The 26,005-nt window shown below is 37.3% G+C and carries 23 protein-coding genes; 15 read left to right on the top strand and 8 right to left on the bottom strand.

Annotated elements, in window-relative coordinates:
* Positions 1–151: 151 nt before the first annotated feature.
* The 9 genes from rpoB to BUC06_RS03435 all read left to right on the top strand — a co-directional run bounded on the left by rpoB (position 152) and on the right by BUC06_RS03435 (position 12,863).
* Positions 152–3,973, top strand: a complete 3,822-nt coding sequence (gene rpoB / locus BUC06_RS03395) for a DNA-directed RNA polymerase subunit beta (protein WP_073329716.1) — start codon at positions 152–154, stop codon at positions 3,971–3,973.
* A gap of 110 nt (positions 3,974–4,083) precedes the next feature.
* Entirely contained in the window at positions 4,084–8,349 is a 4,266-nt protein-coding gene (gene rpoC, locus BUC06_RS03400) for a DNA-directed RNA polymerase subunit beta' (RefSeq protein WP_073329719.1), read from the top strand.
* Between the two features lie 87 nt (positions 8,350–8,436).
* Positions 8,437–8,742 carry a DUF3467 domain-containing protein gene (locus tag BUC06_RS03405; protein WP_034723398.1) on the top strand — a complete coding sequence of 102 codons (306 nt, stop codon included), beginning with the start codon at positions 8,437–8,439 and terminating at the stop codon, positions 8,740–8,742.
* A 295-nt stretch (positions 8,743–9,037) separates the two neighbouring features.
* Positions 9,038–9,697, top strand: a complete 660-nt coding sequence (locus tag BUC06_RS03410) for a Crp/Fnr family transcriptional regulator (protein ID WP_228423609.1) — start codon at positions 9,038–9,040, stop codon at positions 9,695–9,697.
* A gap of 126 nt (positions 9,698–9,823) precedes the next feature.
* On the top strand, positions 9,824–10,666 hold the full coding sequence (locus BUC06_RS03415) for a DUF5777 family beta-barrel protein (protein WP_073329722.1): 843 nt from the start codon (positions 9,824–9,826) through the stop codon (positions 10,664–10,666).
* Between the two features lies 1 nt (position 10,667).
* Positions 10,668–11,009 carry a c-type cytochrome gene (locus BUC06_RS03420; protein ID WP_073329725.1) on the top strand — a complete coding sequence of 114 codons (342 nt, stop codon included), beginning with the start codon at positions 10,668–10,670 and terminating at the stop codon, positions 11,007–11,009.
* A 12-nt stretch (positions 11,010–11,021) separates the two neighbouring features.
* Positions 11,022–11,567, top strand: coding sequence for a YceI family protein (locus BUC06_RS03425; protein WP_073329727.1), 546 nt, complete (start codon positions 11,022–11,024; stop codon positions 11,565–11,567).
* Positions 11,564–12,091, top strand: a complete 528-nt coding sequence (locus BUC06_RS03430) for an ankyrin repeat domain-containing protein (RefSeq protein WP_073329729.1) — start codon at positions 11,564–11,566, stop codon at positions 12,089–12,091. The genes BUC06_RS03425 and BUC06_RS03430 overlap by 4 nt, the downstream gene beginning before the upstream one ends.
* Before the next feature lies 1 nt (position 12,092).
* Positions 12,093–12,863, top strand: a complete 771-nt coding sequence (locus BUC06_RS03435; protein WP_073329731.1) for a T9SS type A sorting domain-containing protein — start codon at positions 12,093–12,095, stop codon at positions 12,861–12,863.
* Positions 12,864–12,965: 102 nt separating this feature from the next.
* Here the strand turns inward: BUC06_RS03435 and BUC06_RS03440 are convergent, their stop codons facing one another.
* From BUC06_RS03440 to BUC06_RS03460, 5 genes are all read right to left on the bottom strand, one after another.
* Positions 12,966–13,283: a hypothetical protein gene (locus BUC06_RS03440; RefSeq protein ID WP_073329734.1), complete on the bottom strand. Its 318-nt coding sequence runs from the start codon at positions 13,281–13,283 to the stop codon at positions 12,966–12,968.
* A gap of 23 nt (positions 13,284–13,306) precedes the next feature.
* Positions 13,307–13,759, bottom strand: a complete 453-nt coding sequence (locus BUC06_RS03445; RefSeq protein ID WP_073329737.1) for a transposase — start codon at positions 13,757–13,759, stop codon at positions 13,307–13,309.
* Between the two features lie 74 nt (positions 13,760–13,833).
* The gene (locus tag BUC06_RS03450) at positions 13,834–14,598 is read right to left on the bottom strand and encodes a sterol desaturase family protein (RefSeq protein WP_073329740.1); all 765 of its coding nucleotides are present in this window, start codon (positions 14,596–14,598) and stop codon (positions 13,834–13,836) included.
* 271 nt (positions 14,599–14,869) lie between these two features.
* Positions 14,870–16,681, bottom strand: coding sequence for a hypothetical protein (locus BUC06_RS03455; RefSeq protein ID WP_073329743.1), 1,812 nt, complete (start codon positions 16,679–16,681; stop codon positions 14,870–14,872).
* A gap of 57 nt (positions 16,682–16,738) precedes the next feature.
* Positions 16,739–17,245: a hypothetical protein gene (locus tag BUC06_RS03460; protein WP_073329747.1), complete on the bottom strand. Its 507-nt coding sequence runs from the start codon at positions 17,243–17,245 to the stop codon at positions 16,739–16,741.
* Between the two features lie 284 nt (positions 17,246–17,529).
* On the opposite strand from BUC06_RS03460, the gene BUC06_RS03465 reads away from it, so the two are divergent.
* Positions 17,530–18,468, top strand: coding sequence for a helix-turn-helix domain-containing protein (locus BUC06_RS03465; protein WP_167367398.1), 939 nt, complete (start codon positions 17,530–17,532; stop codon positions 18,466–18,468).
* A 118-nt stretch (positions 18,469–18,586) separates the two neighbouring features.
* Positions 18,587–19,870, top strand: coding sequence for an alkaline phosphatase family protein (locus BUC06_RS03470; protein ID WP_073329753.1), 1,284 nt, complete (start codon positions 18,587–18,589; stop codon positions 19,868–19,870).
* A 118-nt stretch (positions 19,871–19,988) separates the two neighbouring features.
* Here BUC06_RS03470 and BUC06_RS03475 read toward each other — a convergent pair whose 3' ends face one another.
* The gene (locus BUC06_RS03475) at positions 19,989–20,873 is read right to left on the bottom strand and encodes an NAD(P)H-binding protein (RefSeq protein ID WP_073329756.1); all 885 of its coding nucleotides are present in this window, start codon (positions 20,871–20,873) and stop codon (positions 19,989–19,991) included.
* A gap of 82 nt (positions 20,874–20,955) precedes the next feature.
* Between BUC06_RS03475 and BUC06_RS03480 the strand changes: the two genes are divergently transcribed.
* Positions 20,956–21,318 carry a winged helix-turn-helix transcriptional regulator gene (locus BUC06_RS03480; protein ID WP_073329759.1) on the top strand — a complete coding sequence of 121 codons (363 nt, stop codon included), beginning with the start codon at positions 20,956–20,958 and terminating at the stop codon, positions 21,316–21,318.
* Positions 21,319–21,452: 134 nt separating this feature from the next.
* Here the strand turns inward: BUC06_RS03480 and BUC06_RS03485 are convergent, their stop codons facing one another.
* Together BUC06_RS03485 and BUC06_RS03490 are read right to left on the bottom strand one after the other, a co-directional pair.
* The gene (locus tag BUC06_RS03485) at positions 21,453–22,508 is read right to left on the bottom strand and encodes an NAD(P)-dependent alcohol dehydrogenase (protein WP_083563928.1); all 1,056 of its coding nucleotides are present in this window, start codon (positions 22,506–22,508) and stop codon (positions 21,453–21,455) included.
* A gap of 32 nt (positions 22,509–22,540) precedes the next feature.
* Positions 22,541–22,945, bottom strand: a complete 405-nt coding sequence (locus tag BUC06_RS03490) for a cupin domain-containing protein (protein WP_073329761.1) — start codon at positions 22,943–22,945, stop codon at positions 22,541–22,543.
* Positions 22,946–23,076: 131 nt separating this feature from the next.
* Here BUC06_RS03490 and BUC06_RS03495 point away from each other — a divergent pair, with 131 nt between their 5' ends.
* The 3 genes from BUC06_RS03495 (at position 23,077) to BUC06_RS23725 (ending at position 25,925) form a co-directional block, all read left to right on the top strand.
* Positions 23,077–23,979 carry a helix-turn-helix domain-containing protein gene (locus BUC06_RS03495; protein ID WP_073329764.1) on the top strand — a complete coding sequence of 301 codons (903 nt, stop codon included), beginning with the start codon at positions 23,077–23,079 and terminating at the stop codon, positions 23,977–23,979.
* A gap of 270 nt (positions 23,980–24,249) precedes the next feature.
* Positions 24,250–25,593: a carboxylesterase family protein gene (locus tag BUC06_RS03500; protein ID WP_073329768.1), complete on the top strand. Its 1,344-nt coding sequence runs from the start codon at positions 24,250–24,252 to the stop codon at positions 25,591–25,593.
* 164 nt (positions 25,594–25,757) lie between these two features.
* Positions 25,758–25,925, top strand: coding sequence for a hypothetical protein (locus BUC06_RS23725; protein ID WP_164466085.1), 168 nt, complete (start codon positions 25,758–25,760; stop codon positions 25,923–25,925).
* The last annotated feature ends 80 nt before the right edge of the window (positions 25,926–26,005 follow it).

Genomic DNA, 26,005 nt, shown 5'->3' on the forward strand with positions numbered 1-26,005 from the left:
ATCAGATTCTAAGAATAAAGAAAAAAGATTAAAGACTATTTCTAATAGCGCCAAACATTTGAAGTCTTTTATTTTTTCTTGATTTTCTTTCTTCTGCTCCTGATATTTTTTAATGAATCAAAATATTTTTTAACCCTTTCTTAAAAGTTTTATGAGTAAAACAACAGCAACTACAAGGGGGAATCAGAGAATTAACTTCTCATCAGCAAAAGGAAAAATTATCACTCCTGACTTCCTGGACATCCAGTTAGAGTCTTTCAGAGATTTTTTCCAGCTTGATACCCTTCCAGAAGACAGAACAGACGAAGGTTTATACAGAACCTTCCAGGAAAACTTCCCAATTACCGATTCTAGAAATCAGTTTGTATTGGAATTCCTTGATTATCTGGTAGATTCTCCACGTTATTCAATTAACGAGTGTGTGGAAAGAGGATTGACGTATTCAGTTCCTCTTAAAGCAAGACTTAAATTGTATTGTACAGACCCTGAGCACGAGGATTTCCAAACAGTGGTTCAGGATGTGTATTTAGGCCCGGTTCCTTATATGACGCCTAGTGGATCTTTCATCATCAATGGTGCTGAGAGAGTTATTGTTACGCAGCTTCACCGTTCGCCTGGTGTATTCTTCGGACAAACTTACCACGCTAACGGAACTAAACTATACTATTCAAGAATTATTCCTTTCAAAGGATCTTGGATGGAATTTACAACCGATATCAACAGCGTAATGTACGCGTATATCGACCGTAAGAAAAAGTTACCATTAACTACCCTGTTAAGAGCTATCGGTTATGAATCTGATAAGGATATCCTTCAGATCTTCGACCTTGCTGAAGAAGTGAAAGTTTCTAAAGCTGCCCTTAAGAAAGTAGAAGGAAGAACATTGGCTGCGAGAGTATTGAACACTTGGTTCGAAGATTTCGTAGACGAAGATACAGGTGAAGTAGTTTCTATTGAAAGAAATGAAATCATCCTGGACAGAGAAACTATTCTTGAAAAAGAACATTTAGATCTTATTCTTGATGCTGGCGTGAAATCTATCCTGATTCACAAAGAAAACAGCAATGAATTCTCTATCATCCAGAATACATTACAGAAAGACCCTACGAACTCTGAAAAAGAAGCAGTAGAGTACATCTACCGTCAGTTAAGAAATGCAGATCCACCCGATGAGGAAACGGCAAGAGGAATCATTGAAAAATTATTCTTCTCTGAACAAAGATATTCACTTGGTGAAGTAGGACGTTACAGACTAAACAAAAAGTTAGGTCTAAATATCCCTACAACCACTGAGGTTCTTACAAAAGAAGATATCATTGCTATCGTAAGACACTTGATCGAATTGGTAAACTCTAAAGCAGAGGTTGATGATATTGACCACTTATCAAACAGAAGAATCAAGACTGTTGGAGAGCAATTGGCAGGACAGTTCGGTGTAGGTCTTTCAAGAATTGCCAGAACAATCAAGGAAAGAATGAACGTTAGAGATAACGAGATATTTACTCCACTTGACCTGGTAAATGCTAAGACATTAACATCTGTAATTAACTCGTTCTTTGGTACCAACCAGCTTTCTCAGTTCATGGACCAAACCAACCCATTATCAGAAATCACGCACAAGCGTAGACTTTCTGCACTAGGGCCTGGTGGTTTATCTAGAGAAAGAGCAGGTTTCGAGGTTCGTGACGTTCACCATACCCACTACGGAAGAATTTGTCCGATTGAAACTCCGGAAGGACCAAACATCGGTTTGATTTCATCTCTGGGGATCTATGCTAAAATTAACAGCTTAGGTTTCATCGAAACTCCATACAGAAAAGTAGAAAACAGCACAGTAAACCTTAATGCTGATCCTATTTATCTGAATGCAGAAGATGAAGAAGATAAAGTAATTGCTCAGGCGAACGTTGAATTGACGGATGGCGGAGAATTCTTAACAGACAGAATTATTGCAAGACTGGATGGTGACTATCCGGTAGTGGAGCCTTCTCAGGTTAACCTTATCGACGTTGCACCAAACCAGATCTCTGGTATCTCAGCTTCATTGATTCCATTCCTGGAACATGATGATGCGAACCGTGCATTGATGGGATCCAACATGATGCGTCAGGCCGTTCCTCTATTGAAGCCACAGGCTCCAATCGTGGGTACAGGTCTGGAACAGCAGGTGGCTAAAGATTCAAGAATCTTGATCAATGCTGAAGGGAGAGGAACTGTTGAGTATGTAGATGCTGATCAGATTACCATTAAATATGAAAGAAGCGATGACGAAGATTTAGTACAATTCGAGTCCGCTACGAAAACATATAAATTAACCAAGTTCAGAAAAACCAACCAGAGTACAACCATTACCCTTAGACCAAACGTAAGAGTAGGTGAAACAGTGGAAAAAGGACAGGTACTTTGTGATGGTTATGCTACCGAAAACGGAGAATTAGCGCTTGGTAGAAACTTAGTAGTAGCCTTCATGCCTTGGAAAGGATACAACTTTGAGGATGCAATCGTAATCAACGAAAAAGTGGTACGTGAAGACTGGTTTACTTCAATCCACGTAGACGAGTACTCTCTTGAAGTTCGTGATACCAAATTAGGTATGGAAGAACTGACAGCAGATATTCCAAACGTTTCTGAAGAAGCGACTAAAGATCTTGACGAGAACGGGATGATCAGAATTGGTGCTGAAGTGAAGCCTGGAGATATTATGATCGGTAAGATCACTCCAAAAGGTGAATCTGACCCAACTCCTGAAGAAAAACTTCTTAGAGCAATCTTTGGTGACAAAGCCGGTGATGTTAAGGATGCTTCATTAAAAGCAGACTCTTCATTAAGAGGTGTTGTGATCAACAAAAAATTGTTCTCCAGAAATATTAAAGACAAAAAGAAGAGAACTGAAGAAAAACTTAAACTTGAAGAAATTGAAAACACTTACAAGGCTAAGTTTGATGAGTTAAGAAACACTTTAATTGAAAAATTAAATACACTGGTAGGTGGTAAAACTTCTCAGGGAGTTACCAACGACCTTGATGAGGAAATCATTGGTAAAGGTGTGAAATTCACTCATAAATTATTGACTTCAGTTGAAGATTACGTTAACGTAAGCGGTGCAGACTGGACAGTAGATAACGATAAGAATGAATTGGTTAAACAATTAATTCACAACTATAAAATCAAGTTCAATGATATTCAGGGAGTTAAAAACCGTGAGAAATTCGCAATTTCTATCGGAGATGAGCTTCCGGCTGGTATCATGAAGTTGGCTAAAGTATATATCGCTAAGAAACGTAAGTTGAATGTAGGAGATAAAATGGCAGGACGTCACGGTAACAAAGGTATCGTTTCAAGAATCGTTCGTGAAGAAGATATGCCATTCCTTGAAGACGGAACACCGGTAGATATCGTATTGAATCCACTAGGGGTACCTTCTCGTATGAACATCGGTCAGATTTATGAAACAGTTCTTGGATGGGCTGGTCAGAAATTAGGAATGACGTTCGCTACACCAATTTTTGATGGGGCAACTCTTGATCAGATTACCGAGTATACAGAGAAAGCAGGTCTTCCTAAATTCGGTAACACTCACCTTTATGATGGAGGTACCGGAGAAAGATTTACGCAGCCGGCTACAGTAGGTATTATCTACATGCTGAAACTGGGACACATGGTTGATGACAAGATGCATGCACGTTCTATCGGTCCTTACTCATTGATTACTCAGCAGCCGTTAGGAGGTAAAGCTCAGTTCGGTGGTCAGAGATTTGGAGAGATGGAGGTTTGGGCTCTTGAAGCATTTGGAGCTTCTAACATCTTGAGAGAAATCTTAACGGTGAAGTCTGATGACGTGATTGGTAGAGCAAAAACTTATGAAGCCATTGCAAAAGGTGAATCAATGCCTGAACCAGGTATTCCGGAATCATTCAATGTATTACTTCACGAGTTACAAGGACTTGGACTTGATGTAAGATTGGAGGAGTAATTAAAAGATTTAATTAGTAAAAAATTAAAGCATTAATTAACTCTGAGATGATAAGAGCGAAAGTATTTTAAATCTTTCAATCTTTTAATCTTTTAATCAAAAATTAAATTATGTCAAATAAAAATAAATCAAGTAGATTTAATAAAATAACCATCGGTTTAGCTTCACCGGAATCGATTCTTCAGGAATCAAGAGGGGAAGTACTTAAGCCGGAAACTATTAACTACAGAACGCACAAACCTGAAAGAGACGGGTTGTTCTGTGAAAAGATCTTTGGTCCTGTAAAGGATTACGAATGTGCTTGTGGTAAATACAAGAGAATTCGTTACAAAGGGATCGTTTGTGACCGTTGTGGGGTAGAAGTTACAGAGAAAAAAGTAAGAAGAGAGAGAATCGGACACATCAACCTTGTTGTGCCTATCGCTCACATCTGGTATTTCCGTTCTTTACCAAACAAAATCGGTTACCTTTTAGGAATTCCTTCTAAGAAATTAGACATGATCATCTACTACGAAAGATATGTAGTGATTCAGCAAGGTATTGCTAAAAAATTAGACGGTTCTGATTTCGATAACATGGAGTTCCTTACAGAAGAAGAGTACCTTGACATCATGGACACTCTTCCTGTGGAAAACCAGTATCTTGATGATTCTGATCCCAACAAATTCATCGCCAGAATGGGGGCTGAAGCGGTTGAAGATCTTCTGAAAAGGATCAATCTTGATGCATTGTCTTTCGACTTGAGACACAAAGCTCACAACGAAGGTTCCAAGCAAAGAAGAACTGAAGCTCTTAAAAGATTGAACGTTGTAGAAGCATTAAGAGGTGCTAATACAAGAATGATCAACAGACCGGAGTGGATGATTATGCGTGTACTTCCTGTGATACCACCAGAACTAAGACCATTGGTTCCATTGGATGGAGGACGTTTCGCAACTTCTGACTTAAATGACCTTTACAGAAGAGTTATTATCAGAAACAACCGTCTGAAAAGACTATTGGAGATCAAAGCTCCGGAAGTAATCTTGAGAAACGAGAAGCGTATGCTTCAGGAATCAGTAGATTCATTATTCGATAATACAAGAAAATCTTCTGCTGTAAAATCTGAATCAAACAGACCATTGAAATCACTTTCTGATTCATTGAAAGGTAAACAAGGTCGTTTCCGTCAGAACTTACTAGGGAAAAGGGTTGACTACTCTGCGCGTTCCGTAATTGTTGTAGGTCCAAACTTACAGCTTCACGAATGTGGTATTCCTAAAGATATGGCAGCAGAACTTTACAAACCGTTTATCATCAGAAAACTGATTGAAAGAGGAATTGTAAAAACTGTGAAATCTGCAAAGAGAATCATCGACAGAAAAGAGCCTGTAGTATATGATATCCTTGAAAACGTGATGAAAGGTCACCCTGTTCTACTGAACAGAGCACCTACCCTTCACAGACTGGGTATTCAGGCATTCCAGCCTAAGATGATCGAAGGAAAAGCAATTCAGCTTCACCCGTTGGTAACAACAGCATTCAACGCCGATTTCGATGGTGACCAGATGGCGGTACACTTACCATTAGGTCCTGAAGCGATCCTTGAAGCTCAGTTATTGATGCTTGGTTCTCAAAACATCTTGAACCCGGCAAACGGTTCTCCAATTACGGTACCTTCTCAGGACATGGTTCTTGGTCTTTATTTCATGACCAAAGAATTGAGCTCTACAGAAGATATGAAAGTGAAAGGGGAAGGCCTTGCATTCTATTCTCCTGAAGAAGCGGAAATCGCTTATGCAGAAGGAAGAGTTTCTCTGAATGCTAAAGTAAGATGTAGACTACCTGTTAAAGAAGATGGTGAAATCAAAACAAAATTGATCGAAACTTCTTTAGGTAGAATTCTATTCAACCAAATTGTACCAAAACAATCAGGATACGTTAATGAACTATTGACGAAGAAATCACTGAGAAACATTATTGGTAGAGTTTTAGCTGATACGGATTTCCCTACAACAGTGAAGTTCCTGGATGCAATGAAAGACTTAGGGTATTCAAATGCATTCAAAGGAGGTCTTTCATTCTCACTAGGTGACATCGTTGTTCCTGTTGAGAAGAAGAAAATGATTGCTCAGTCCATTGAAACAGTAGACGAAATTAGAGCCAACTATAACATGGGTCTGATTACCGATACAGAACGTTATAACCAGGTAATCGACGTTTGGACCAACACCAACGCCGGATTAACTGAAATGATCATGGGTAGAATGAAAACCGATCAAGGTGGATTCAACTCTGTATATATGATGCTTGATTCTGGTGCGAGGGGTTCTAAAGAACAGATCCGTCAGTTATCAGGGATGAGAGGTTTGATGGCAAAACCGCAGAAAGCTGGTTCTACCGGTGCGGAAATTATCGAAAACCCGATTCTTGCGAACTTTAAGGAAGGTCTTTCGATCCTTGAGTACTTTATCTCTACTCACGGTGCACGTAAAGGTCTTGCAGATACCGCTCTTAAAACAGCCGATGCTGGTTACCTTACAAGAAGACTGGTAGACGTGGCTCAGGACGTTATCGTTACTGAGGACGACTGTGGTACCCTAAGAGGTACTGAAGTAACTGCCCTTAAGAAAAATGACGAGATCGTTGAAAAGATCTCTGAAAGAATCTTAGGTAGAGTTTCTCTTCATAACATCTATGATCCTGAATCAGACGAGTTAATCGCTGAAGCAGATCAGGTAATTAATGAAGTACTAGCCAAGAGAATCGAAGCGGCAGGATTAGAGTTTGTTGAGGTTCGTTCTCCACTTACTTGTGAAACTAAAAAAGGAATCTGTGCTAAATGTTATGGTAGAAACCTGGCAACCGGTAAGATGATCCACATGGGTGAAGCAGTAGGGGTTATTGGAGCACAGTCAATTGGGGAACCAGGTACTCAGCTTACGTTGAGAACTTTCCACCAAGGGGGGGTATCCACGAACGTTTCAGAAAATCCATCTATTGTTGCAAGAAGAGACGGTATCGTAGAATTGGACGAAGTAAGAACCATTACTTCTGAAGATGAAAACGGTAATACTGCAGAAGTAGTAGTTTCACGTACAACAGAATTTAGATTGGTTACCGATAACGAACAAAGAACACCAATGATGATTGCCAACGTACCTTACGGTTCTCAGTTGGTAGTGAAGTCTGGTGATAAAGTGAAGAAAGGTGATCTGATTGCAAAATGGGATCCGTACAACGCGGTAATTATTGCTGAAACTGCTGGTAAAGTAGAATACGAGGATATCATCCAGGGTATTTCATTCCAGCTTGAAATAGATGAACAAACAGGATTTGAAGAGAAAGTAATCTCTGAATCCAGAAATAAGAAAGCCGTACCTACCTTGAAGGTGGTAGATTCTAAAGGAGTTGAACAGAAAGGGTACAACTTACCGGTAGGAGCCCACTTAATGGTAAACGATGGTGAAAAAATTAAGGCTGGTAAAGTCTTGATCAAGATCCCAAGAAAATCTGCAAAAGCAGGGGATATCACCGGAGGTCTTCCGAGAGTTACCGAATTATTCGAAGCGAGAAACCCTTCAAACCCAGCGGTTGTTACTGAAATCGACGGGGTAGTTTCTTACGGAAAAATCAAGAGAGGTAACCGTGAACTTATTGTTGAGGCTAAAACTGGTGAAAGAAAGATTTATCTGGTAAAACTTTCCAACCAGATTCTTGTTCAGGAGAATGACTTCGTAAGAGCAGGTTCTCCACTTTCTGACGGTTCTATTACACCGGACGATATCTTAAGAATTAAAGGTCCAACTGCAGTTCAGGAATATCTTGTTAATGAAATTCAGGAAGTTTACCGTCTTCAGGGGGTAAAAATCGACGATAAGCACTTCGAAATCATCGTAAGACAGATGATGACAAAAGTATCTATCGTAGATGGAGGTGATACTCAGTTCCTTGAAGGAGCATTAGAGCATAAATTCGACTTCCTGGAAGAAAACAACAGAGTATTCGGACTTAAAGTTGTTACTGACGCTGGTGATTCTAAAGAATTCAAGCCAGGTCAGATGATTACGGCAAGAGAATTAAGAGACGAAAACTCTAAATTGAAGCGTGAAGATCAGGCTTTAGTTGAAGTAAGAGAAGCTTTACCTGCTACAGCAACGCCTGTACTTCAGGGGATTACAAGAGCAGCTCTTCAGACTAAATCATTCATGTCTGCAGCATCATTCCAGGAAACAACCAAAGTTCTGAACGAAGCAGCAGTAGCTGGTAAAGTAGACTTCTTAAGTGGTCTTAAAGAAAATGTAATTGTAGGGCACAGAATCCCTGCAGGTACAGGTCTTAAAGAGTATCAGAATGTAATTGTAGGTTCTAAGAAAGAATTCGAAGACCTTAACTAAAATTAATGATTTGAAATTTGAGGTTTGGATTTATTTTTATATTTTCACCATCTCAAATTTCGAATTTTAAAAACATATTTTATAACAATGGACAACAATCAAAATCCACAAGACGGAAACATCAACATCGAATTGAACGAAATGGTAGCTGCTGGGGTATATGCTAACTTAGCATTGGTAAACCACTCTCCATCTGAGTTCGTAGTAGATTTCATCCAGTTAATGCCGGGTGTTCAACAAGCTAAAGTAAGATCAAGAATCATTCTTGCTCCACTTCACGCTAAAAGAGTATTATCTGCTCTTCAACAGAACATTGCTAACTATGAGCAGCAGTTCGGAGAAATCAAAGAAGTTGAGCCTTTCGTATTAGGAGGAAACAACGTACAAGCATAAGATTTTTCTTACAATACATAAGAATGCCCCGGTTTTGCCGGGGCATTTTTTATTTCATCCCCAATTTTAACTTATCTATTCTATCATTCCAAAAAAACGAAAGGGAAAATGAATCATCATCGCAAAAATATATATCATCTTGTTTTATTGAATATTTTAAAGGTAAAATATTAATTTATATTTAAAATATTCTGATGAATGAATCAATTGTTGAATTTTTAACAGTGATAATGAAAGAATATTATTTTTATAACATTTGAATACTTCAATTTTATATATTTGTTTTGAAAATGACATGGCAGATATGATTAATAATCAATTTATTCTTGAGAAATTCAGTTTCTTGGGTGAGGACTTCTTAAATGAGATGCATGCAAATGCAGTTATCACCGATATAAAAGCAAAAACAGAAATTATCAGGGAAGGACAGAAAAATAAGTATGTTCCTTTTTTGATCAAAGGTTCAATCAAGGTGTTTACCCTTAATGATGGAAGAGAATTGATCTATTATTATATAAAGCCTAATGACAGCTGTCTGATGACCTTCTCCTCTATTTTTACAGATTATACAAGCAGAGTATATGCTGTTGCCGAAGAAGAGTCTGAAGTGATCCTGATTCCTGTTTCCGTTATCCATGAATGGCTGATCCGATTTCCGGAAATCAACAAAGTATTTTATCATGAATATGACAAACGCTTTTCAGATGTCATGAATATGGTCAATGATGCCGTCTTCCACAGACTTGATAAAAGAGTTCTGAACTACATCAAACAACAGATTTCAGCGACAGGAAACAATCCACTGAAGATTACACACCGCGAGATCGCCAGTAATTTGGGGACTTCAAGAGAAGTCGTAAGCAGAGTTTTGAAGAAAATAGAAAATGAAGGTGAAATTTTGCAGACCAAAGAAGGGATTAAAATCCCTGTAAATGAAAATGTTAGATCAGTCTAATATATGATGTTTTAATGATTTTATCTTTATTATTGATAAAAACAATTTATTCGGTGACTTTTATCACATACTTTTGACTTCATAACTCGATAAGTTTGTCATATCATAATTTAATTCAAATTGTATATGACAAAAGCTCTCTTATTTTTGTCGGTATTGGCTTCAGGTCTTGTCTCAGCACAGGAAGACCTGCTCAAAGATATTGACACACTCAAAACAACGACAGAAATTTCTCAGCCGGCCTTTAAAGCGCTGCAAATTGTCACCGGACAGTCCACAAAGCTTTCTGCTAAAAATGAATGGTATATTGTGGTAGCCCACCGTTTCGGAGATATAAGCACCGGATTCAAAAACTTTTTCGGTCTTGATGACGCTTCCACCAAACTGGGAGTCATCTATGGCCTTACAGATGCCGTATCAGTGAGCCTTTCCCGGGAAACGAATATGAAAACATTCGAGGGCGCGGTCAAGTATAAACTGGTAAAGCAAACTGAAAATTTTCCGGCAGACATTGTGGGCTACAATGTCATGGCATTAAATACAGATCTTGACAAGGACAACTATCCTTATCTTAAATTCGGTGACCGGCTGGCCTATCTTACCCAGGCTTTAATTTCAAGAAGATTCAATGATAAGTTTTCGTTACAGCTGAGTCCTTCTTTCATCCATAAAAATTTGTATGATCCGGCGCTTGAAGATAAAAATCAATTTCTGGCCGGATTAGGCGGCCGCTATAAAATTTCCAAAAGAATTTCTATCAACGCAGAATATTTTGTGAATTTTGATAATCACAGTTTCTATAAAAATCCTTTGTCCTTAGGGATGGATATAGAAACCGGGGGACATGTGTTTCAGCTTTTATTCTCCAATTCCCAGATCAATTCAGATATCGGCTATCTCTCCAATGCAGTAGGGAAGTGGGGAAAAGGACAGATATTCTTTGGGTTTAACCTTTACAGAGTTTTTTAAAATGAAGAAGATACTATACATATTGTCATCAGCTGCGCTATTTACCGCTTGTGACAGCAGGACCTATGAGGAAATTTCTGATAATACTCCCATTACAACGCCTGTAAGATACAATGCTGAGGTGAAAGCTATTGTGGATAACAGTTGCATCAACTGTCATTCTGCCGGAAGTTTTAAGCCCTTAGCTACCTACACAGACGTGAAGAATAACATAGACGGAATTATCGACAGAATCCAGAGGCCCAATGGAGATCCGGGCAAAATGCCACAGGGCGGTTCCTTATCTCAGACCCAAATCAATACTTTCATCAAGTGGAAAGCCGATGGTCTTACTGAAAATTAAAAAATATTGGATATGAAAAGATTAATAGTAATGAGCGCTGTGCTGTTTTTTACAGGCGTAGTGTCAGCGCAGAAATACAGCTCAAAAACAGGAAGTGTAACCTTCGAGGCATCTCTGCCGCTATTCGAAGATGTGTATGCAAAGGATGATAACAATATTGTTGTTCTGAATGCGGACAACGGAGAAATAGCATCCGTTTCGGCGGTGAAAAACTTTCATTTTAAAACCAAATTAATGGAAGAACATTTCAATGAAAGCTATGCTGAAACAGCAAAATACCCTAAGACTACCTTTAAAGGAAAAATCGTCAATTTTGATAAAACAAAACTTACCGCTTCCCCACAGAAATATAATGTTCAGGGAACTCTGAATTTTCATGGAGTAGATAAAGCTGTGTCTTCTGCAGCAACTATTTATGCCAAGGATGGGAAGGTCTATATGCAGGGAGGATTTGTGGCGAGACCTGCAGATCACAATGTAACGATCCCCAAAATGGTAAGCAAAAAGGTGGCTGAAAATGTCAATGTGCAGTACAACTATGTAATGGCAAAACCATGAGAAACATCATTATTATCCTAAGTATTTTCCTTGGTTTTTCTGCTATCTCAGCTCAGGAAAAAGTAAAATCAATATTTGAAATTGCCAGAACAGGAACAGTAGATGAAGTGAAAAATCTTATGAAACAGGATCCGGATATTATCAATACAACCAATGAAAGCGGTTTTTCGCCTCTTATCCTCGCATGCTACAGAGGAAATACTGAAGTCGCTAAATTTTTGATAGATCATGTGAAAGACATTAATTATAAAAGCCAGGAAGGAACCGCTCTGGCAGGACTTTCTGTAAAATATAATAAGGATCTGACTGCTTATTTATTAAGTAAAAATGCCGATCCTAATATTGCGGATGCTACCGGATCTACGCCTCTCTTCTGGGCGGTAAAGTTCGGAAACAAAGAGCTCATAGAATTGCTGCTTAAATACAAAGCAGATCAATCCAAAAAAGATTCAATGGGAATGACGCCTTTTGAATATGCATTACAGACCAATAACAAAGAAATCATCAACCTCTTAAAAAATTAAAATGAAAAAAGTTTTACTAGTACTTAGTGTAGCCCTTGCCAATCTCGTATGGGCACAGTTTTCGACGGGAACGGTCAGTTTATCGGCCGGTATGACTATAAAGATGAATACCAATCCTACTACAGTCACCATGACGCTTACCGGACCGGATACATCCTATTTGGGAATAGGTTTTGGAGGTAATGGGATAACCGGAGGAATGGTAACAGGAGTCGACGGATTTATTTATAATTCAAACTCGACATCCAATACCAATATTGATTATACGTTTGCAGGAATTGGACAACCGCCTAATGCAGATGCTTCACAGGATTGGACGATTACCTCAAATACGACGAGTGGAGGAATCCGAACCCTTGTGGCCACAAGATCCCTTGCAGGAGGAACCGGAGATACTGTTTTTACAAATAATACCAACTCTATCAATATTTTCTTTGCTAAAGGATCCTCTACAGCTTTGGCTTATCATGGGGGAGGAACCTCCAATAGAGGATATGCCGTTTTAACAAGAGCAGTACTGGGTACAAGCGAGGCTGTTGCTGAAAGTAAGAAAGTAATTCTATATCCCAATCCGGCTACAGACAGGGTACAATTTAAAAATGCAGATAAAATCAAATCTGTAGATGTTTATGAATCGACGGGAAGAAAAGTTAAATCTGTGGAACTCACTGGAGACGCGATCCCTGTTTCCGATTTGAAACCGGGAAGCTACTATCTTGAGATTACTTTAAAAGATGGCAGTCTGACGTATGAAAAACTGATTAAAGAATAATAAACAATCTGAAACGAAAAATCTCTTACACTGTAAGAGATTTTTTTGTAATAAATTGAGAAATAACTTTATTTTTTCAGAAGATCAACTATTTCTTCAACGCTATGCAAATAATTTCTTCCATTTCGCAATCGTATTTCTGCTGATTCTGAATTGGTTGGCCACCTGTTGATTGTTAAGCTTATTTATTTTCTGATATTCCATTATTTTTTTGATACTTACTTCATCATAAGATCTTAATTTCTGATTAAAAGCCATAATATCCTTTTCCTGATGATTAAAGATCAAATTATTAAAGGAAATAAGTTCAAGAGAATTTTTGATTTCTTTGTCAAGCATAGGAATGAGTTCTTTTTTTCTGTCTGGAAATTTTCTGTTGATAAGGTCAAGATAAATTCTATTATAATCAGGAGGATTCATTTCTTTTTTTTACATTACTATATTTAATTGGTATCAGTATGTTTTGCAATCCACTTATATAAAGTAGTCTTTGGTATCCTGTATTCGGTAATGATTTCCTGTCGTGTCTTTTGTCCCGTATTGATAAGTTCCAACATGAAATCTATAATTTCTTTGGTATAGATATGTTTTCTAAAGGCTGGTAAATGATGACTTGTTTTTTTGTCAGAAGCCGTTGCATCCTTTTTTGTAGGAGATGAATACAAAATAAGGTGTTGGGAGTACAATCTGAAAAAATCATATTCCAATAATTTACACCATCTTAATAATTGATGACTGTCTATACTTTCTGATTGGTACATAGATTCTATTTCCTCATCGGTAACATTTAAAAAATTACTAATTCTATCTAACGGTATTTGTAAATCCTCGACTCTTGCCTGAAGGTATTTTCCGATATGGATATGCTTGAAATTTTCTTTGTTATTCTGCTTCATAGAGATTATATTAATTAATAGTTAAGTGAAATTGTATTGATGATGCTACCCTGTAAAAATGAATGAAACTATAATTATTGAGGAAATCTGTTATTCTGAATTTCATCATAGCATTCAATATATTTTGGATTTTCAGTACCCATGATTCTGTCCCAAAACCTAAAATACAATCCATAATTTCCGTGGAACTTACTGTGGTGAAGATTATGATAGACGGAAGTATTCAGAATACCAAATAAAAATGAGGTTCTGAACCATTGAGGAGCAATTTCGTATCCCAGATGTCCGTAAACATTAATGATAAAGGAAAATAACAAAAATGTGTAAATAGCAAAAGGATGAAGCGGAATGATAAATAATAAGAGAGGGAGAATCAGGCCTTCACCCACCGCTTCAAGAATATGAAAGGAATACGATGCAAAAGGAGTAGGATTATTGGACTGGTGGTGGACAAGATGAATATGTCTGAATAATTTTTTATGATGCAGTAGGCGGTGCAACCAGTAAAAATAGGTGTCGTGAATGAACATTCCAATAGGGATACTTGCTATAAGCCAAAGAATAGAGTAATCTGAAATGGTGGTATATAGTAGAGTATGCCTGACAAGTGGGGTGTTGAGAATTAATACAATAATAAAGGTCATGATGACAGAAGATAGTAAAGAATAATAAATTTCTCTTTTGATATCTTTCTTTGAAATAATTCTTTCCTGTATTTTGGCGGAGGCCAGTGATTTTTTGTAGAGAATATAGCATATCACATAAAAGGTACCCGATATAAGGATATACTTAAGCATATCCATCATACTAAAACTGAAAAGATTTTCTAGTAAGGCCATAATTTGTGTTCTTCGTTATAAAAATTGTGATCTCTAATTCATATATGAGTTGATTATTAGTTTTTTAATGAAAGGTAAATACCCTTCCGAATCTTTTTGTGTCTATGAAAATTGCTTAAATTGTATAAGAGACAGAAGGGTATTTTATATAGGAATTTATGTTTTGCTTCAAATTAAAGAAGCCAGACATCATAAACTGGCTTCAGTATTAATTTTTGATTAGAAGACGATTCATGATGTTTAAAAGCGATATTCAGTCTTCCATTCTATTTTATTTTACAAACCATTGTACATAGCGACCTTCACCACCATTAAATGAGTGAGGTGTTCTATAGATAACATTCAAACCTCCATTACATTCTACGACACCCTGATAATCATCCCCTATACCTGTAGTTCCATTAAGAGTGGGTCTGCATTTACCGATATGATGGTTAAATGTACTGTCAGAATAAGGTCCCCAAATATCATCTAAGCCAACTAAATTACTTGATGTAGTGCTTCCGTTTGTATTGGTATACGTGAAAGCATAATTTGGAGGATTGCTTTGATGACTAATCACTTTCGCGTTACCAATGTTATAGGTCTCTGCATAGTTCCAGGATTGTCCGTCAAAAGTCACATAGTTTCCGCTGGTTACTCCGGTAGTATTATAATTTTTACCAAATAGTTTTGATGTTATTTTTACCTGTGTTGAAGTCCATACATTACCTATAAAATCATTGCTTCCAGCTGTAGATAAATCAAATACAGCGTAGTTGTTTTTTGCCCACGCATCACCATTAGTATTCAGATTGACTGCATCTTCTACAATACGTACTCTGTATAGGTTACCTGTAGTATTACTTCTTACCTGTTGTCTCACTACAAGGGGCAGTAAAAAGTTTCTGTAGGTAACAATACCGCTGGCACCTACTGCTGCTGTATAATTTTTGTTACCATTCCAGTTTAAATTTTGGTTATTTCTCAAGTCATTATCGTTGTCTGTCAATAAAGCCTTTTCAGAGTAGGATTGTATTAAGGTATAGCCACCGTTGGTCATGTCACAATAAGTTTTTACGACATCACTTCCGGATCCTTTAATGAAATATTCGCCGTCAGTTCTCTTCCCATCATTATATATTTCAAGGCATCTATTGGCAGGATTGGCAAAAGTACCTAGATTGGTTTCAAAAGTTACAGAAAATGTACATGTCTGAGGATTAGCTCCATTGGTAGTAAATGTATACGTATAAGTACCAGCGCTTGTTGGGGTTCCTACACCATGCAGGGTAATATTGGTGCTGCTTGGATTTATAGATTCTGTAGTCGTAAAATTGACACCGTTGTTGGTAGAAGAATTAATACTTACCGTACCTGAAGTGTCTACATTAGAAAGAGTAATAGTAACCGTATTATCATCATATACCAATTGCACGCCTTTATTATAAGTACCATTGACTACAGCGCCGTTGCAATTAATACCATAACTTACCTGCGAGCCTAAAACGCTTACTGTTTTAGTGGTACATGCAGTATCGGTTAATCCATCATATACAAACGAAAGGGTATTGGTTTGAGGACCTGTACTTGGTGCACCGGAACCATCTAAAGTAATGGTAAAAGTACCTGTGTTGGGAAAGACCCCGGACTTCTCGAAATAATATCCGTTAGTGGTTTTTGCAACAATATTATAAGTCCCTGCCTTTGTCACTGTAATAGGCATCGTTATATAATTGCTTGTGTTCAAAGATGTTCCCTGTGTGTAGGTACCGAACACCTTAATGTTTGTACAGTCTGTTGTGTATACCGCTTTCTGATAGGTACCACATAAACTTAACCATGCTGTATTCGTTGACTGGTAATAGTTGTAACATTTTTCATCGGTGTTGTATATCGTTAGACCATCCTCTGTGGATGCTGCACCAATAGCATCTCTCTCTACAGTGGTCAAACGGGGAATTAGTACTCCCGTATTATTGTTTTTGGAAATAACATCCAGTGCAGATTTAGGATTAGGTGAGGTGGTATTAATACCAACTTGACTGAAAATTCTTGCAGAAAAGCATAGCAGCAAGAACAGATAGAATGTTTTATTTTTCATCTTAATAGGGTTTATTTATTTTATTGAGAGCAACTTTACCCTCTTCTTTTCTTGTCTTTATATATTGAATTTTTTTTTGGGGGGAGGTCTGATACTGAAAGCCTTATTTTTGCTGTTCTCAATGAGAATATGATTATAGATGGAAGGCAGTAGTTTTACTAAAAAGTATAATTGGGAAACTACAGTCTTACGAATTGTAAAATAAGGTGAGTGATGTTTTGGTAATGATATATAATGATATTTTTCATGGGTACTAACTCGTATTTTTTTATCAGACCCATGAGTAGTAATTATATGATCATAATAGTTTATATTTTTAGTTTGTGTTTTTTCTTTAGTCTTGGTGGCAATTGTTTTCTTTTGCGCTGAAAATTTAGAATTTGATTTGATGATTTTCTTTATTATAACGGGAAATTTTGCATTGTAAATAAATTTTCTTGCATAAACGCTGGTTTCTTCGTAAATAAAAATTTTTATTGATTCTGTTTTTTTTTGTCTATTCTTATGATGCCTTGAATCATTCTTCTCCCGGGCATTACCAAAAAGAAATATCAGCAATGCCATGCTGATTAATATTTCTCTAAAGCTACCTGGTATATTCAATGTTTGAGGGATTAGTGAATTACTTGTTTTTTCGTTCTACAAAATTACATACCTTAGCAAATCAAAATCATTGTACATGAGTTGATTTTCAATATAAACTTAAAGTGTTTATATTTTTGTTAACCAAATATTTATGTCAGTGATAATTGAAAAATAATTACTTGATAGATTAAAAAATGAGGGATCTCTTTCTGAATGAAATCGAAAATCTAAAAAAAAAATTTATTCATCTGTACATCATTATTATGTGCAGTATACTTGTATTATATATTGTTATTTTTCAATTTTTCATTTATAATCCTACCATAGTTATCTATCTTACTGCAGGATTATTTCTTCTTTCTTATACTTATATTCTGATCAGAGGAAAATACAAAGCAGATCACATAATTCATGGATATATGATTATGGCTCCATTGTATAATTTTTATATTATGCTTACTTTTTGGAGTAATTCTATTGGTAATGTGGTTTCTTTGTTTCCGCTTCCTTTAGTTGCCTATATTTTTTTTCAAAAAAGGGAGACTATTCTTTATTCCATTTATTTAATTCTCAATATTCTTGTTTGCTTTTTAGTGTATGAATATTTTGATCTTCAATTTCCAAGATACTCCCGGACGGAAGTGGTTGCCTCCGATGTATTTCTTTTTGGTTTTAATCTTCTTGTCATCATATTGTTACTGATCTACAGCAATAAAATAAATAAGCTCAAGGTTCTGATTGATATTGAAGATGAAAAATTGATTAATGCCAACGAGGAAGATGTCAAAATACCTGTTCTGCAAAAAACAGTTGAAACCCCTATGATTAATGAAGAGGCTGCGGAAAAATTGTTTGAACAGCTGGAAGTGATGATGAGGAATGATAAACTATTTAAAAAGGCCAATCTGAATATATCCATGTTAAGCACCTCTTTGGATATCAACTATAATTATCTTTCCAAAATAATCCGTTCTAAAGGGTACCTGAATTTTAGCAATTACCTAAATGTACACAGGATTAACTATGTGAAAAAGCTTATTGATGAAAGCAATCTGCAGAAAGTAACCTTAATGTATATTTACACTGAAGCCGGATTTTCCAATCAGGCTACTTTCAACAGGGTGTTTAAGCAGATAGAAGGCATTACTCCCAGCGAATATATTAACACATCAGACCAGATAGGGAAAGGAACGAAGGGCTAATAATAAACAAAATGTAGAGTTTGGTTTATAAAAATTCTAAACTCGTTTTAATAATTTTTTAACCCACTAAACTTTCATCTGAGGTTTTGAGAGCCTAACTTTGCTAAAAATTTTTATAATGAAGCGAGGACTGCATTTTTTACTGCTTATTTTTTCTTTAACAATTTTTGCGCAGAAATCACCGGTCGATACTGCTCAGGTTGTGGTTGCTAATCGTTATAACAGTGTTGATGCGCAGACAAAACCTTATGTAATCATGATCTCTACAGACGGCTTCCGTTATGATTATGCTAAAAAATACAATGCTGAAAATCTTTTAAAGCTCTCCGGAGAAGGTGTTCAGGCTAAAGCAATGATTCCCAGTTATCCAAGCATCACTTTTCCCAACCACTGGAGTTTGATTACCGGTCTTTATCCGTCACATCATGGATTGATTGATAATTTCTTCTACGATTACAAAAGAAAAGAATTCTATGCCATGAGCGATAGAAAGAATGCGGAAGACGGAAGCTGGTATGGCGGCGTTCCTCTTTGGGGATTAGCCGAAAAGCAGGGAATGATTTCAGCCTCCCTGATGTGGGTAGGTTCTGCAAGTGATGCCGGAGGAAAAAGACCGACTTACTATTACCCTTACCATGAGAAATTCACTCCTTCCGAAAAAGTCAATAAAGTCATTGACTGGCTGAAATTACCGATGGATAAAAGACCTCACTTTATTTCATTGTACTTTCCCGAAGTGGACGGAAGCGGACATCACTTCGGTCCGGAAGCCAGGGAAACGGAAGATGCCGTTCATTTAGTAGATAACGCTATTGGTGAACTGGTTCAGAAAGTCAATAGTTTAGGATTGAAAAACGTCAACTTTGTTTTTGTGTCTGATCACGGAATGATCAAAGTAGACGGAGGAGCTCCTCTAGATATACCTGCAATACTTTTTGATAAAGACCGGTTCGATTTTTATAATTCCCAGACCTTATTAAGAGTGGTTGTCAAGAATCCTGCAGAAGTAAAATCCGTTTATAAAGAACTTAAAGCCGGAAAAACAGATGATTATGAAGTTTATTTAGATAAAAGACTTCCTGGATATTTGCATTTCGGGACCAAAGATGATCAATACCAGAGAATAGGACAGATTCTTCTCATTCCAAAAGCTCCAAAAATATTTTTAGAAAAAGGAAAGAAAACATCCGTTGGAAAACACGGCTACAATGCCAGACTCGTACCCGAAATGAAAGCTACATTTTTTGCCTGGGGTCCGGAATTTAAAAATAATGTGGTAGTTGATGAATTCTCGAATGTCAATGTATATCCATTAGTTGCCGAAATATTAGGATTGAAAATAGAGCAGCCTATCGATGGAAAACTTAAAGTTTTAAAACAGACTTTAAAGGAGAAAAGATAAATTGAAGCTAAGATTGATATCAAAAAAACTGATAGAATCGTTTAAAATTAAAGTTTCGGCGCACCGCAGGTGCGCCGAAACTTTTTTATATCACATTCAAAGTGAAAGTCAAAAAAAATCAAGAATTAAATTGAGCAGAAAACTCCTTCGCAAATTCCTCTAGTTTTACAGAACCATCAACTACAGATCCATTCTCTGCGAAATCCTTCTGAACAACCCCTGTTCTTATTCCTCGTCCCATTTCAGTATACAGCTCAGCCATTTCCTGTGGAAGACCTGCCTGCAACATTCCGTTGAGTGAATCTTCATCCGAAAACTCTACCCATGGTAATTCCGGCTTTCCTATCGCTGCTCCGAAAGTACCTGCAAAATCAGAAGCTTTGCGTACATCACTCACCATATATCGGATATTTTTACCAACAGGACTTTTTACCAGTTCTTCAGCAGCGGCCTTAGCAATATCATTTGGATGAACCAGTGGAATGCTTACATTTTCAGGATAATTTCCTCCAATAATTCCGGCTCCTTTGATCAATGGAATATCATTAAAGAAATTGAAATAAAAATATCCGGCTCTCAAAAGAGTTACAGAAGTGTTCTCCAGATCATTGTACAATTTTTCAATATGGTAAAGTCCTTTGATAGGGCCATTTTCTACCGGAGATTCAGCTCCGATACTGCTCAGCATCACCAGTCTTTTTATCTGATTTCTTTGAGCCGCTTCTGCGTAGTTTTTACCTGCATTAACCGTATTTTCAACAATATGAACTCCTCCCATATTAGGCGGTGTCATCGCAAAAACAGCATCAGCTCCCTCAAACGTTGCAGTTAAAAAAGCCAGGTCTGTGATAGATCCGATTGCTGCTTTAGCTCCGATGGATTCAATTTCACTGACCTTAGATTCGTTACTACTGATAACGGTAATATCGTGACCTTCTGCAACCAATTGTTGTGTTAAAGGTTTTGCTACATTTCCTAAAGATCCTGTGATGATAATTTTCATAATAATTATTTTTTTATTCTGATAACAAAGGTATATTTGTACTTACTTTTATACAAGTACTTACCCTAAAGTAGGTGATATTATGACAGCCATTAAAGAAAGTTCTACCATTCAGCAAAACAAAAAATATGCACTGGATAAGTGCCCCGTTACCTATGTCATGGAAAAAATAGGCGGCTACTGGAAGCCGATTATCCTATACCAGCTTTCCAATGGCGACAAAAGATACAGTGAGCTTAAACGCGCTATTCCGGCTGTGACTGAAAAAGTTCTCATTCAGCATCTGAAACAGTTGGAAGCGGACGGATTGGTCATCAGAACAGCAAAACCTGTTGTTCCGCCTCACGTGACCTACAAACTGAGCAAAGCAGGAGAAGGTTTGGTTCCTGTGATCGGAGCTTTAGCCGAGTGGTCATTTCAGGATATGAGAGGAGAATATAAATAAGTTTTTTAAGTATAATGAATCAATTTTAATCATTATACAAAGATCGTATGACTAGGTCAAATCTGAAAATCATGTAATGCTGTAAATAAAAAAGACTGCCCAAAGACAGTCTTTTCGTTAAAATATACGAGTCATTACAAAGATTGCATATCTATTACAAAGCGGTATTTCACATCACTTTTAATCATTCTTTCATAAGCCTGATTGATATCCTGCATTTTGATCAGTTCTATATCTGATACGATATTATGTTTTCCACAGAAATCAAGTAATTCCTGAGTCTCAGCAATACCTCCGATTAATGAACCTGCAACAGAACGGCGTTGGAAGATCATCGGTCTTGTGCTCACCTCCGTCTCCTGGAATTCACCTACAAATCCTACCAGAACCAAAGTTCCGTTCAGCGTAAGCGTCTGCATATAAGGATTCACATCGTGCTCATAAGGAACCGTATCGATGATCAGATCAAATTTTCCCTTTACCGTATCCATTTGTGAATCATCAGTAGAAATCACTACGTGATCAGCACCCAATTGCTTGGCGTCTTCCGTTTTTCCCGGAGTTCTTGAGAACAGAGTTACTTCTGCGCCCAGTCCTTTCGCCAGTTTGATCGCCATATGTCCCAATCCGCCTAAACCTACAACAGCAACTTTAGAGTTCGGTCCTACTTTCCAATGTCTCAATGGAGACCATGTCGTAATACCCGCACATAAAAGGGGTGCCACTGCAGCCAGATCTAAATTTTCAGGGACACTTAAAACAAAATGCTCATCAACCACCACTTTCTGAGAATATCCTCCAAAAGTATGACCTCCTAAATGTTTATCCTTCCCGTTATAAGTTCCTGTAAATCCGTTTAAACAATATTGTTCAAGATCCTGCTTACAGCTGTCACAGTGTCCGCATGAATCCACCATACATCCTACTGCTGCAAGATCACCTACTTTGAATTTAGAAACTTCACTTCCTACCCTGGTAATTCTTCCTACGATTTCATGTCCGGGAACTACAGGATACAAAGATCCGCCCCAGTCATTTCTGGCAGTATGAAGATCAGAGTGGCATACTCCGCAATATAGAATTTCAATCTCTACATCTTTCGGAGTTGTTTCTCTTCTTTCAATATTCATTTCCTTCAGGTCTGCCGTGGTAGACTCAGCTCCGTAGGCTTTTACTGTTAATGTGCTCATTGGTTTATTCGATTTAAGTTAATTAAGTTGAGTTATAAATTATTGTATTCTATGTCACTTACAGGTTCCAGCCATTCCACAATACCGTTTTGAGTATTGGGATTAATCGCGATATGCGTAAACTCACTGTCTGGAGCTGCACCGTGCCAGTGGATGATATCGGGAAGAATATTCACCACATCTCCTGCACGCAATACCTGAGCCGGTTTTCCTTTTTCCTGATAAAATCCTGTTCCTGAAGTTACGATTAAAATCTGTCCGCCGCCGTGAGAATGCCAGTTATTTCTGCATCCGGGCTCAAAAATAACATTTCCGATCTGGCAGTTCAGATCATCTTCATTGGGTTTTAAAATCTGCACCCATGCTGTTCCTCCGGAAAAATAGGCTTCGGGGGCTTTTTCTCCTTTGGAAAAAATGTTGGTATTCACTGTTTCCATAACGGTACAAAATTCGATACTTTTAAATAAACACAGCTTATACAGATTACCGAAATACCTACCAATTTTACAGACATCATAAAAGATAGGTCAGAAAGTGGTAATTTTGAATAAGATTAAAAACATAGTCAATGGAAGATCAGGAAGTTGATCAAGTGAAGAGCGTTTCAGATTATAATAAAATGGTTAATAATGAAACCCTGCATCCGCTGGTAAGTGTGGTCGATTTTTCAAAATCAGATCCTATTTGCCAGTACCGTAGAACGTATACCTTTTATACGGTTTTTCTGAAAGATGTGATCTGCGGCGATATGCATTACGGCAAGCACAGCTATGATTATCAGGAAGGAACGCTGGTCTTCATTGCTCCAGGACAGGTAAGCGGAGTAAATAATGACGGAAAATCAATACAGCCGGGCGGATATGCATTGCTGTTTCATCCTGATCTGATTAAAGGAACGAATCTGGGAAAAAATATCAATGATTACAGTTTCTTTTCCTATGACGTTCACGAAGCTTTGCACCTCTCAGAAAAAGAAAGAGAAATTGTTTTGGAATGTTTTAAAAATATAAGACTTGAACTTGAGCAGTCCATTGACAAACACAGCAAATCATTGATCGTCAACAATATTGAATTGTTCCTCAATTACTGCATGCGTTTCTATGATCGTCAGTTCATTACAAGAGACCATGTCAATCAGGGCGTGATCGGAAAATTTGAAAATCTGGTTGATGATTATTTTAAATCCGATAATCCTAAAAACATTGGTTTTCCGATGGTCAATTATTTTGCCGAAAAACTTAACCTTTCTGCCAATTATTTCGGTGACCTGATCAAAAAAGAATTAGGAGTTTCCGCTCAGGAATTTATTCATAATAAACTGATCGATGCAGCGAAAGAACAGATCTTAAATCCGTCAAAATCCATCAGTGAAATTTCTTATGATCTTGGATTTAAATATCCGCAGCATTTCACAAGATTATTTAAAGCCAAAGTCGGGGTTTCACCCAGTGAATATAAAACTTTAAACTGATCATTTTAAAACACGGTTAGAACAGATATTTTCACCAATACCACATTTTTTATCCAGAATCATTTGTGAACATTGGTGTGAAAAATTAGCGGAATTTGTGTTTAAATCGGCCTTTGCTGAGTGTTAACGCCTTTCCGCTCCAAACGATACAGTTATAAAAATTTTAGCGTTTCAGGCATTAAAGCTGAAGCCAACAATTTCCCCAATAAATTTTCCCATTTCAAAAAACTAAATTAATTTTAATAGATAAAATTTTTCAAAGTTTTTAAAATGATAGTTCCACAGACAAAAACTCACATTTTTCAGACCTCCTTTGGGAAAATTATCGCATTAAAAGAGAACGGTGTTATTAAAGCCAAAAGCATCCGTTATGCCCATTCTGAAAGGTTCAAAAGACCTGTTCCGGAAAAGCCTTTGGAATCAGAAATAGTATTTCCTCATAAAACACCGGTTTGTCCGCAGACTATAAGCCCGCTGGTAGAAAAGATGATTGGACCCACCCAAATTGAAAATTTTGAACCTGATGAATCTACCCAGTTTCTTTCTGTTTTCCGCCCTGAAATCTTTACAGACCAAGAGAAATTTCCCGTTGTCGTTTGGATTCATGGGGGTTCTCATGAAATCGGATGTGGTGATCTTCCTACTTCTGATCCTGGTGACTGGGTAAAAGAACAGCAGATTATAGTGGTTACTGTTTCCTACCGACTTGGAATTTTCGGTTTCCTGGGCGGTGATGAAAACAGACCTCCTAATCTCGGATTATTTGATATCATTGAAGCATTAAAGTGGATCAAAACCTATATTTCAGATTTTGGTGGTGATGCTCAGAATATTACCCTTTTAGGACAGTCTTCAGGAGGAGATGCCATTGCCCATCTGATGATCTCTGAAGGAGTGGATGACCTGTTTCAGCGGGTGATTATCCAGAGTGCCCCTTTGGGATTGCGCCATACCAGACAAAAAATGTCCGCGGAGTTCCTTAAGAAAACAGAATTTCTTAGCAGTGAACCAGATGTCTTAAAAATAGCGGAAGAATATCGGAAACATGTGCCGGCTGTCATCAAATACGGGCTGAAAGCAGCTATGCCGTTCGGAACGCAGTATGGTTTTCCCCCTTTATGTCAGGAAAACGAGGCCCTTGATACATGGAAATTAAAGGCAGGGAAATATGATGTTCTTATGGGTTTAAATGATAATGAAACTGCATTTTATCTCAAAACTTCCGATGCTTTAAATAAGTATTTCGGAAAAGGCATCGGATTAAAAATATTGGATAAGGCAGTAAGAAAAACAACTGAATTCATCTATGGAAAACCTGCAGAAGAGTTTGCGGAAAATTACGCCAGGGCAGGAGGAAATGTCTATCTGTTCAGGATTCATTCAAAGCCGGAATATAATCATATTGGCGCTGCTCACTGTATTGATCTTCCATTGATTTTTGGAAATGAATCGGCATGGGAATTGGCAGAACTACTGAAAGATATTCCATGGGAATTTGTGCATGAGAATGGAGAAAAATTGAGAGCACTTTGGGCAGAGTTTGCCAGAACAGGAAAGATATCGGATAAGTCTGAAAGGCCGGAAATTCTAAAAATCCGGAAAATTGAGTTTTAAATATCAACCTGGAATAAAACAAGAGAGCAGTGGGAGGATGGGATTTCCTGTAAGTATTTCGTATTTTTGAAGTAAATGCATTGAATTATTGAATTTTGAGTAATTATTTAATAATATGGATATTTTATTTATATTTTTTTAACCGAATTTTAAAATATATGACTATGAAAACAAAAAAACATCTGAACGCACGAAAACTTGATCGTCAGGAACTTAAGAATCTGAAAGGGGGAGATATCAACCGCGATAAGGTATGCTGTACTTCCAATGAAGATGGATATTGCTGCGAGTGGGCCATTAATATACAGAATTGCCGTTATATATTCTGCTAACAATTACAGGATTAGTAAAACTAAAAAGCATCCCTGATCAGAAGAGAAGGTAAACTTCGAGTCAGGGATGCTTTTTTATA

This window comes from Chryseobacterium carnipullorum (genome assembly GCF_900142785.1).
GTDB lineage: Bacteria > Bacteroidota > Bacteroidia > Flavobacteriales > Weeksellaceae > Chryseobacterium > Chryseobacterium carnipullorum.

Bases quoted from the DNA above. Each gene is read 5' to 3' on its own strand.
- BUC06_RS03495 (WP_073329764.1), top strand. From the start codon at position 23,077: ATGGAAGATCAGGAAGTTGATCAAGTGAAGAGCGTTTCAGATTATAAT.
- BUC06_RS03460 (WP_073329747.1), bottom strand. From the start codon at position 17,245: ATGGCATTGCTGATATTTCTTTTTGGTAATGCCCGGGAGAAGAATGAT.
- BUC06_RS03445 (WP_073329737.1), bottom strand. From the start codon at position 13,759: ATGAAGCAGAATAACAAAGAAAATTTCAAGCATATCCATATCGGAAAA.
- BUC06_RS03500 (WP_073329768.1), top strand. From the start codon at position 24,250: ATGATAGTTCCACAGACAAAAACTCACATTTTTCAGACCTCCTTTGGG.
- BUC06_RS03415 (WP_073329722.1), top strand. From the start codon at position 9,824: ATGACAAAAGCTCTCTTATTTTTGTCGGTATTGGCTTCAGGTCTTGTC.
- BUC06_RS03490 (WP_073329761.1), bottom strand. From the start codon at position 22,945: ATGGAAACAGTGAATACCAACATTTTTTCCAAAGGAGAAAAAGCCCCC.
- rpoC (WP_073329719.1), top strand. From the start codon at position 4,084: ATGTCAAATAAAAATAAATCAAGTAGATTTAATAAAATAACCATCGGT.
- BUC06_RS03475 (WP_073329756.1), bottom strand. From the start codon at position 20,873: ATGAAAATTATCATCACAGGATCTTTAGGAAATGTAGCAAAACCTTTA.
- BUC06_RS03420 (WP_073329725.1), top strand. From the start codon at position 10,668: ATGAAGAAGATACTATACATATTGTCATCAGCTGCGCTATTTACCGCT.
- BUC06_RS03440 (WP_073329734.1), bottom strand. From the start codon at position 13,283: ATGAATCCTCCTGATTATAATAGAATTTATCTTGACCTTATCAACAGA.
- BUC06_RS03430 (WP_073329729.1), top strand. From the start codon at position 11,564: ATGAGAAACATCATTATTATCCTAAGTATTTTCCTTGGTTTTTCTGCT.
- BUC06_RS03450 (WP_073329740.1), bottom strand. From the start codon at position 14,598: ATGGCCTTACTAGAAAATCTTTTCAGTTTTAGTATGATGGATATGCTT.
- BUC06_RS03435 (WP_073329731.1), top strand. From the start codon at position 12,093: ATGAAAAAAGTTTTACTAGTACTTAGTGTAGCCCTTGCCAATCTCGTA.
- BUC06_RS03485 (WP_083563928.1), bottom strand. From the start codon at position 22,508: ATGAGCACATTAACAGTAAAAGCCTACGGAGCTGAGTCTACCACGGCA.
- BUC06_RS03480 (WP_073329759.1), top strand. From the start codon at position 20,956: ATGACAGCCATTAAAGAAAGTTCTACCATTCAGCAAAACAAAAAATAT.
- BUC06_RS03405 (WP_034723398.1), top strand. From the start codon at position 8,437: ATGGACAACAATCAAAATCCACAAGACGGAAACATCAACATCGAATTG.
- BUC06_RS03465 (WP_167367398.1), top strand. From the start codon at position 17,530: ATGTGCAGTATACTTGTATTATATATTGTTATTTTTCAATTTTTCATT.
- BUC06_RS23725 (WP_164466085.1), top strand. From the start codon at position 25,758: ATGAAAACAAAAAAACATCTGAACGCACGAAAACTTGATCGTCAGGAA.
- rpoB (WP_073329716.1), top strand. From the start codon at position 152: ATGAGTAAAACAACAGCAACTACAAGGGGGAATCAGAGAATTAACTTC.
- BUC06_RS03470 (WP_073329753.1), top strand. From the start codon at position 18,587: ATGAAGCGAGGACTGCATTTTTTACTGCTTATTTTTTCTTTAACAATT.
- BUC06_RS03455 (WP_073329743.1), bottom strand. From the start codon at position 16,681: ATGAAAAATAAAACATTCTATCTGTTCTTGCTGCTATGCTTTTCTGCA.
- BUC06_RS03425 (WP_073329727.1), top strand. From the start codon at position 11,022: ATGAAAAGATTAATAGTAATGAGCGCTGTGCTGTTTTTTACAGGCGTA.
- BUC06_RS03410 (WP_228423609.1), top strand. From the start codon at position 9,038: ATGGCAGATATGATTAATAATCAATTTATTCTTGAGAAATTCAGTTTC.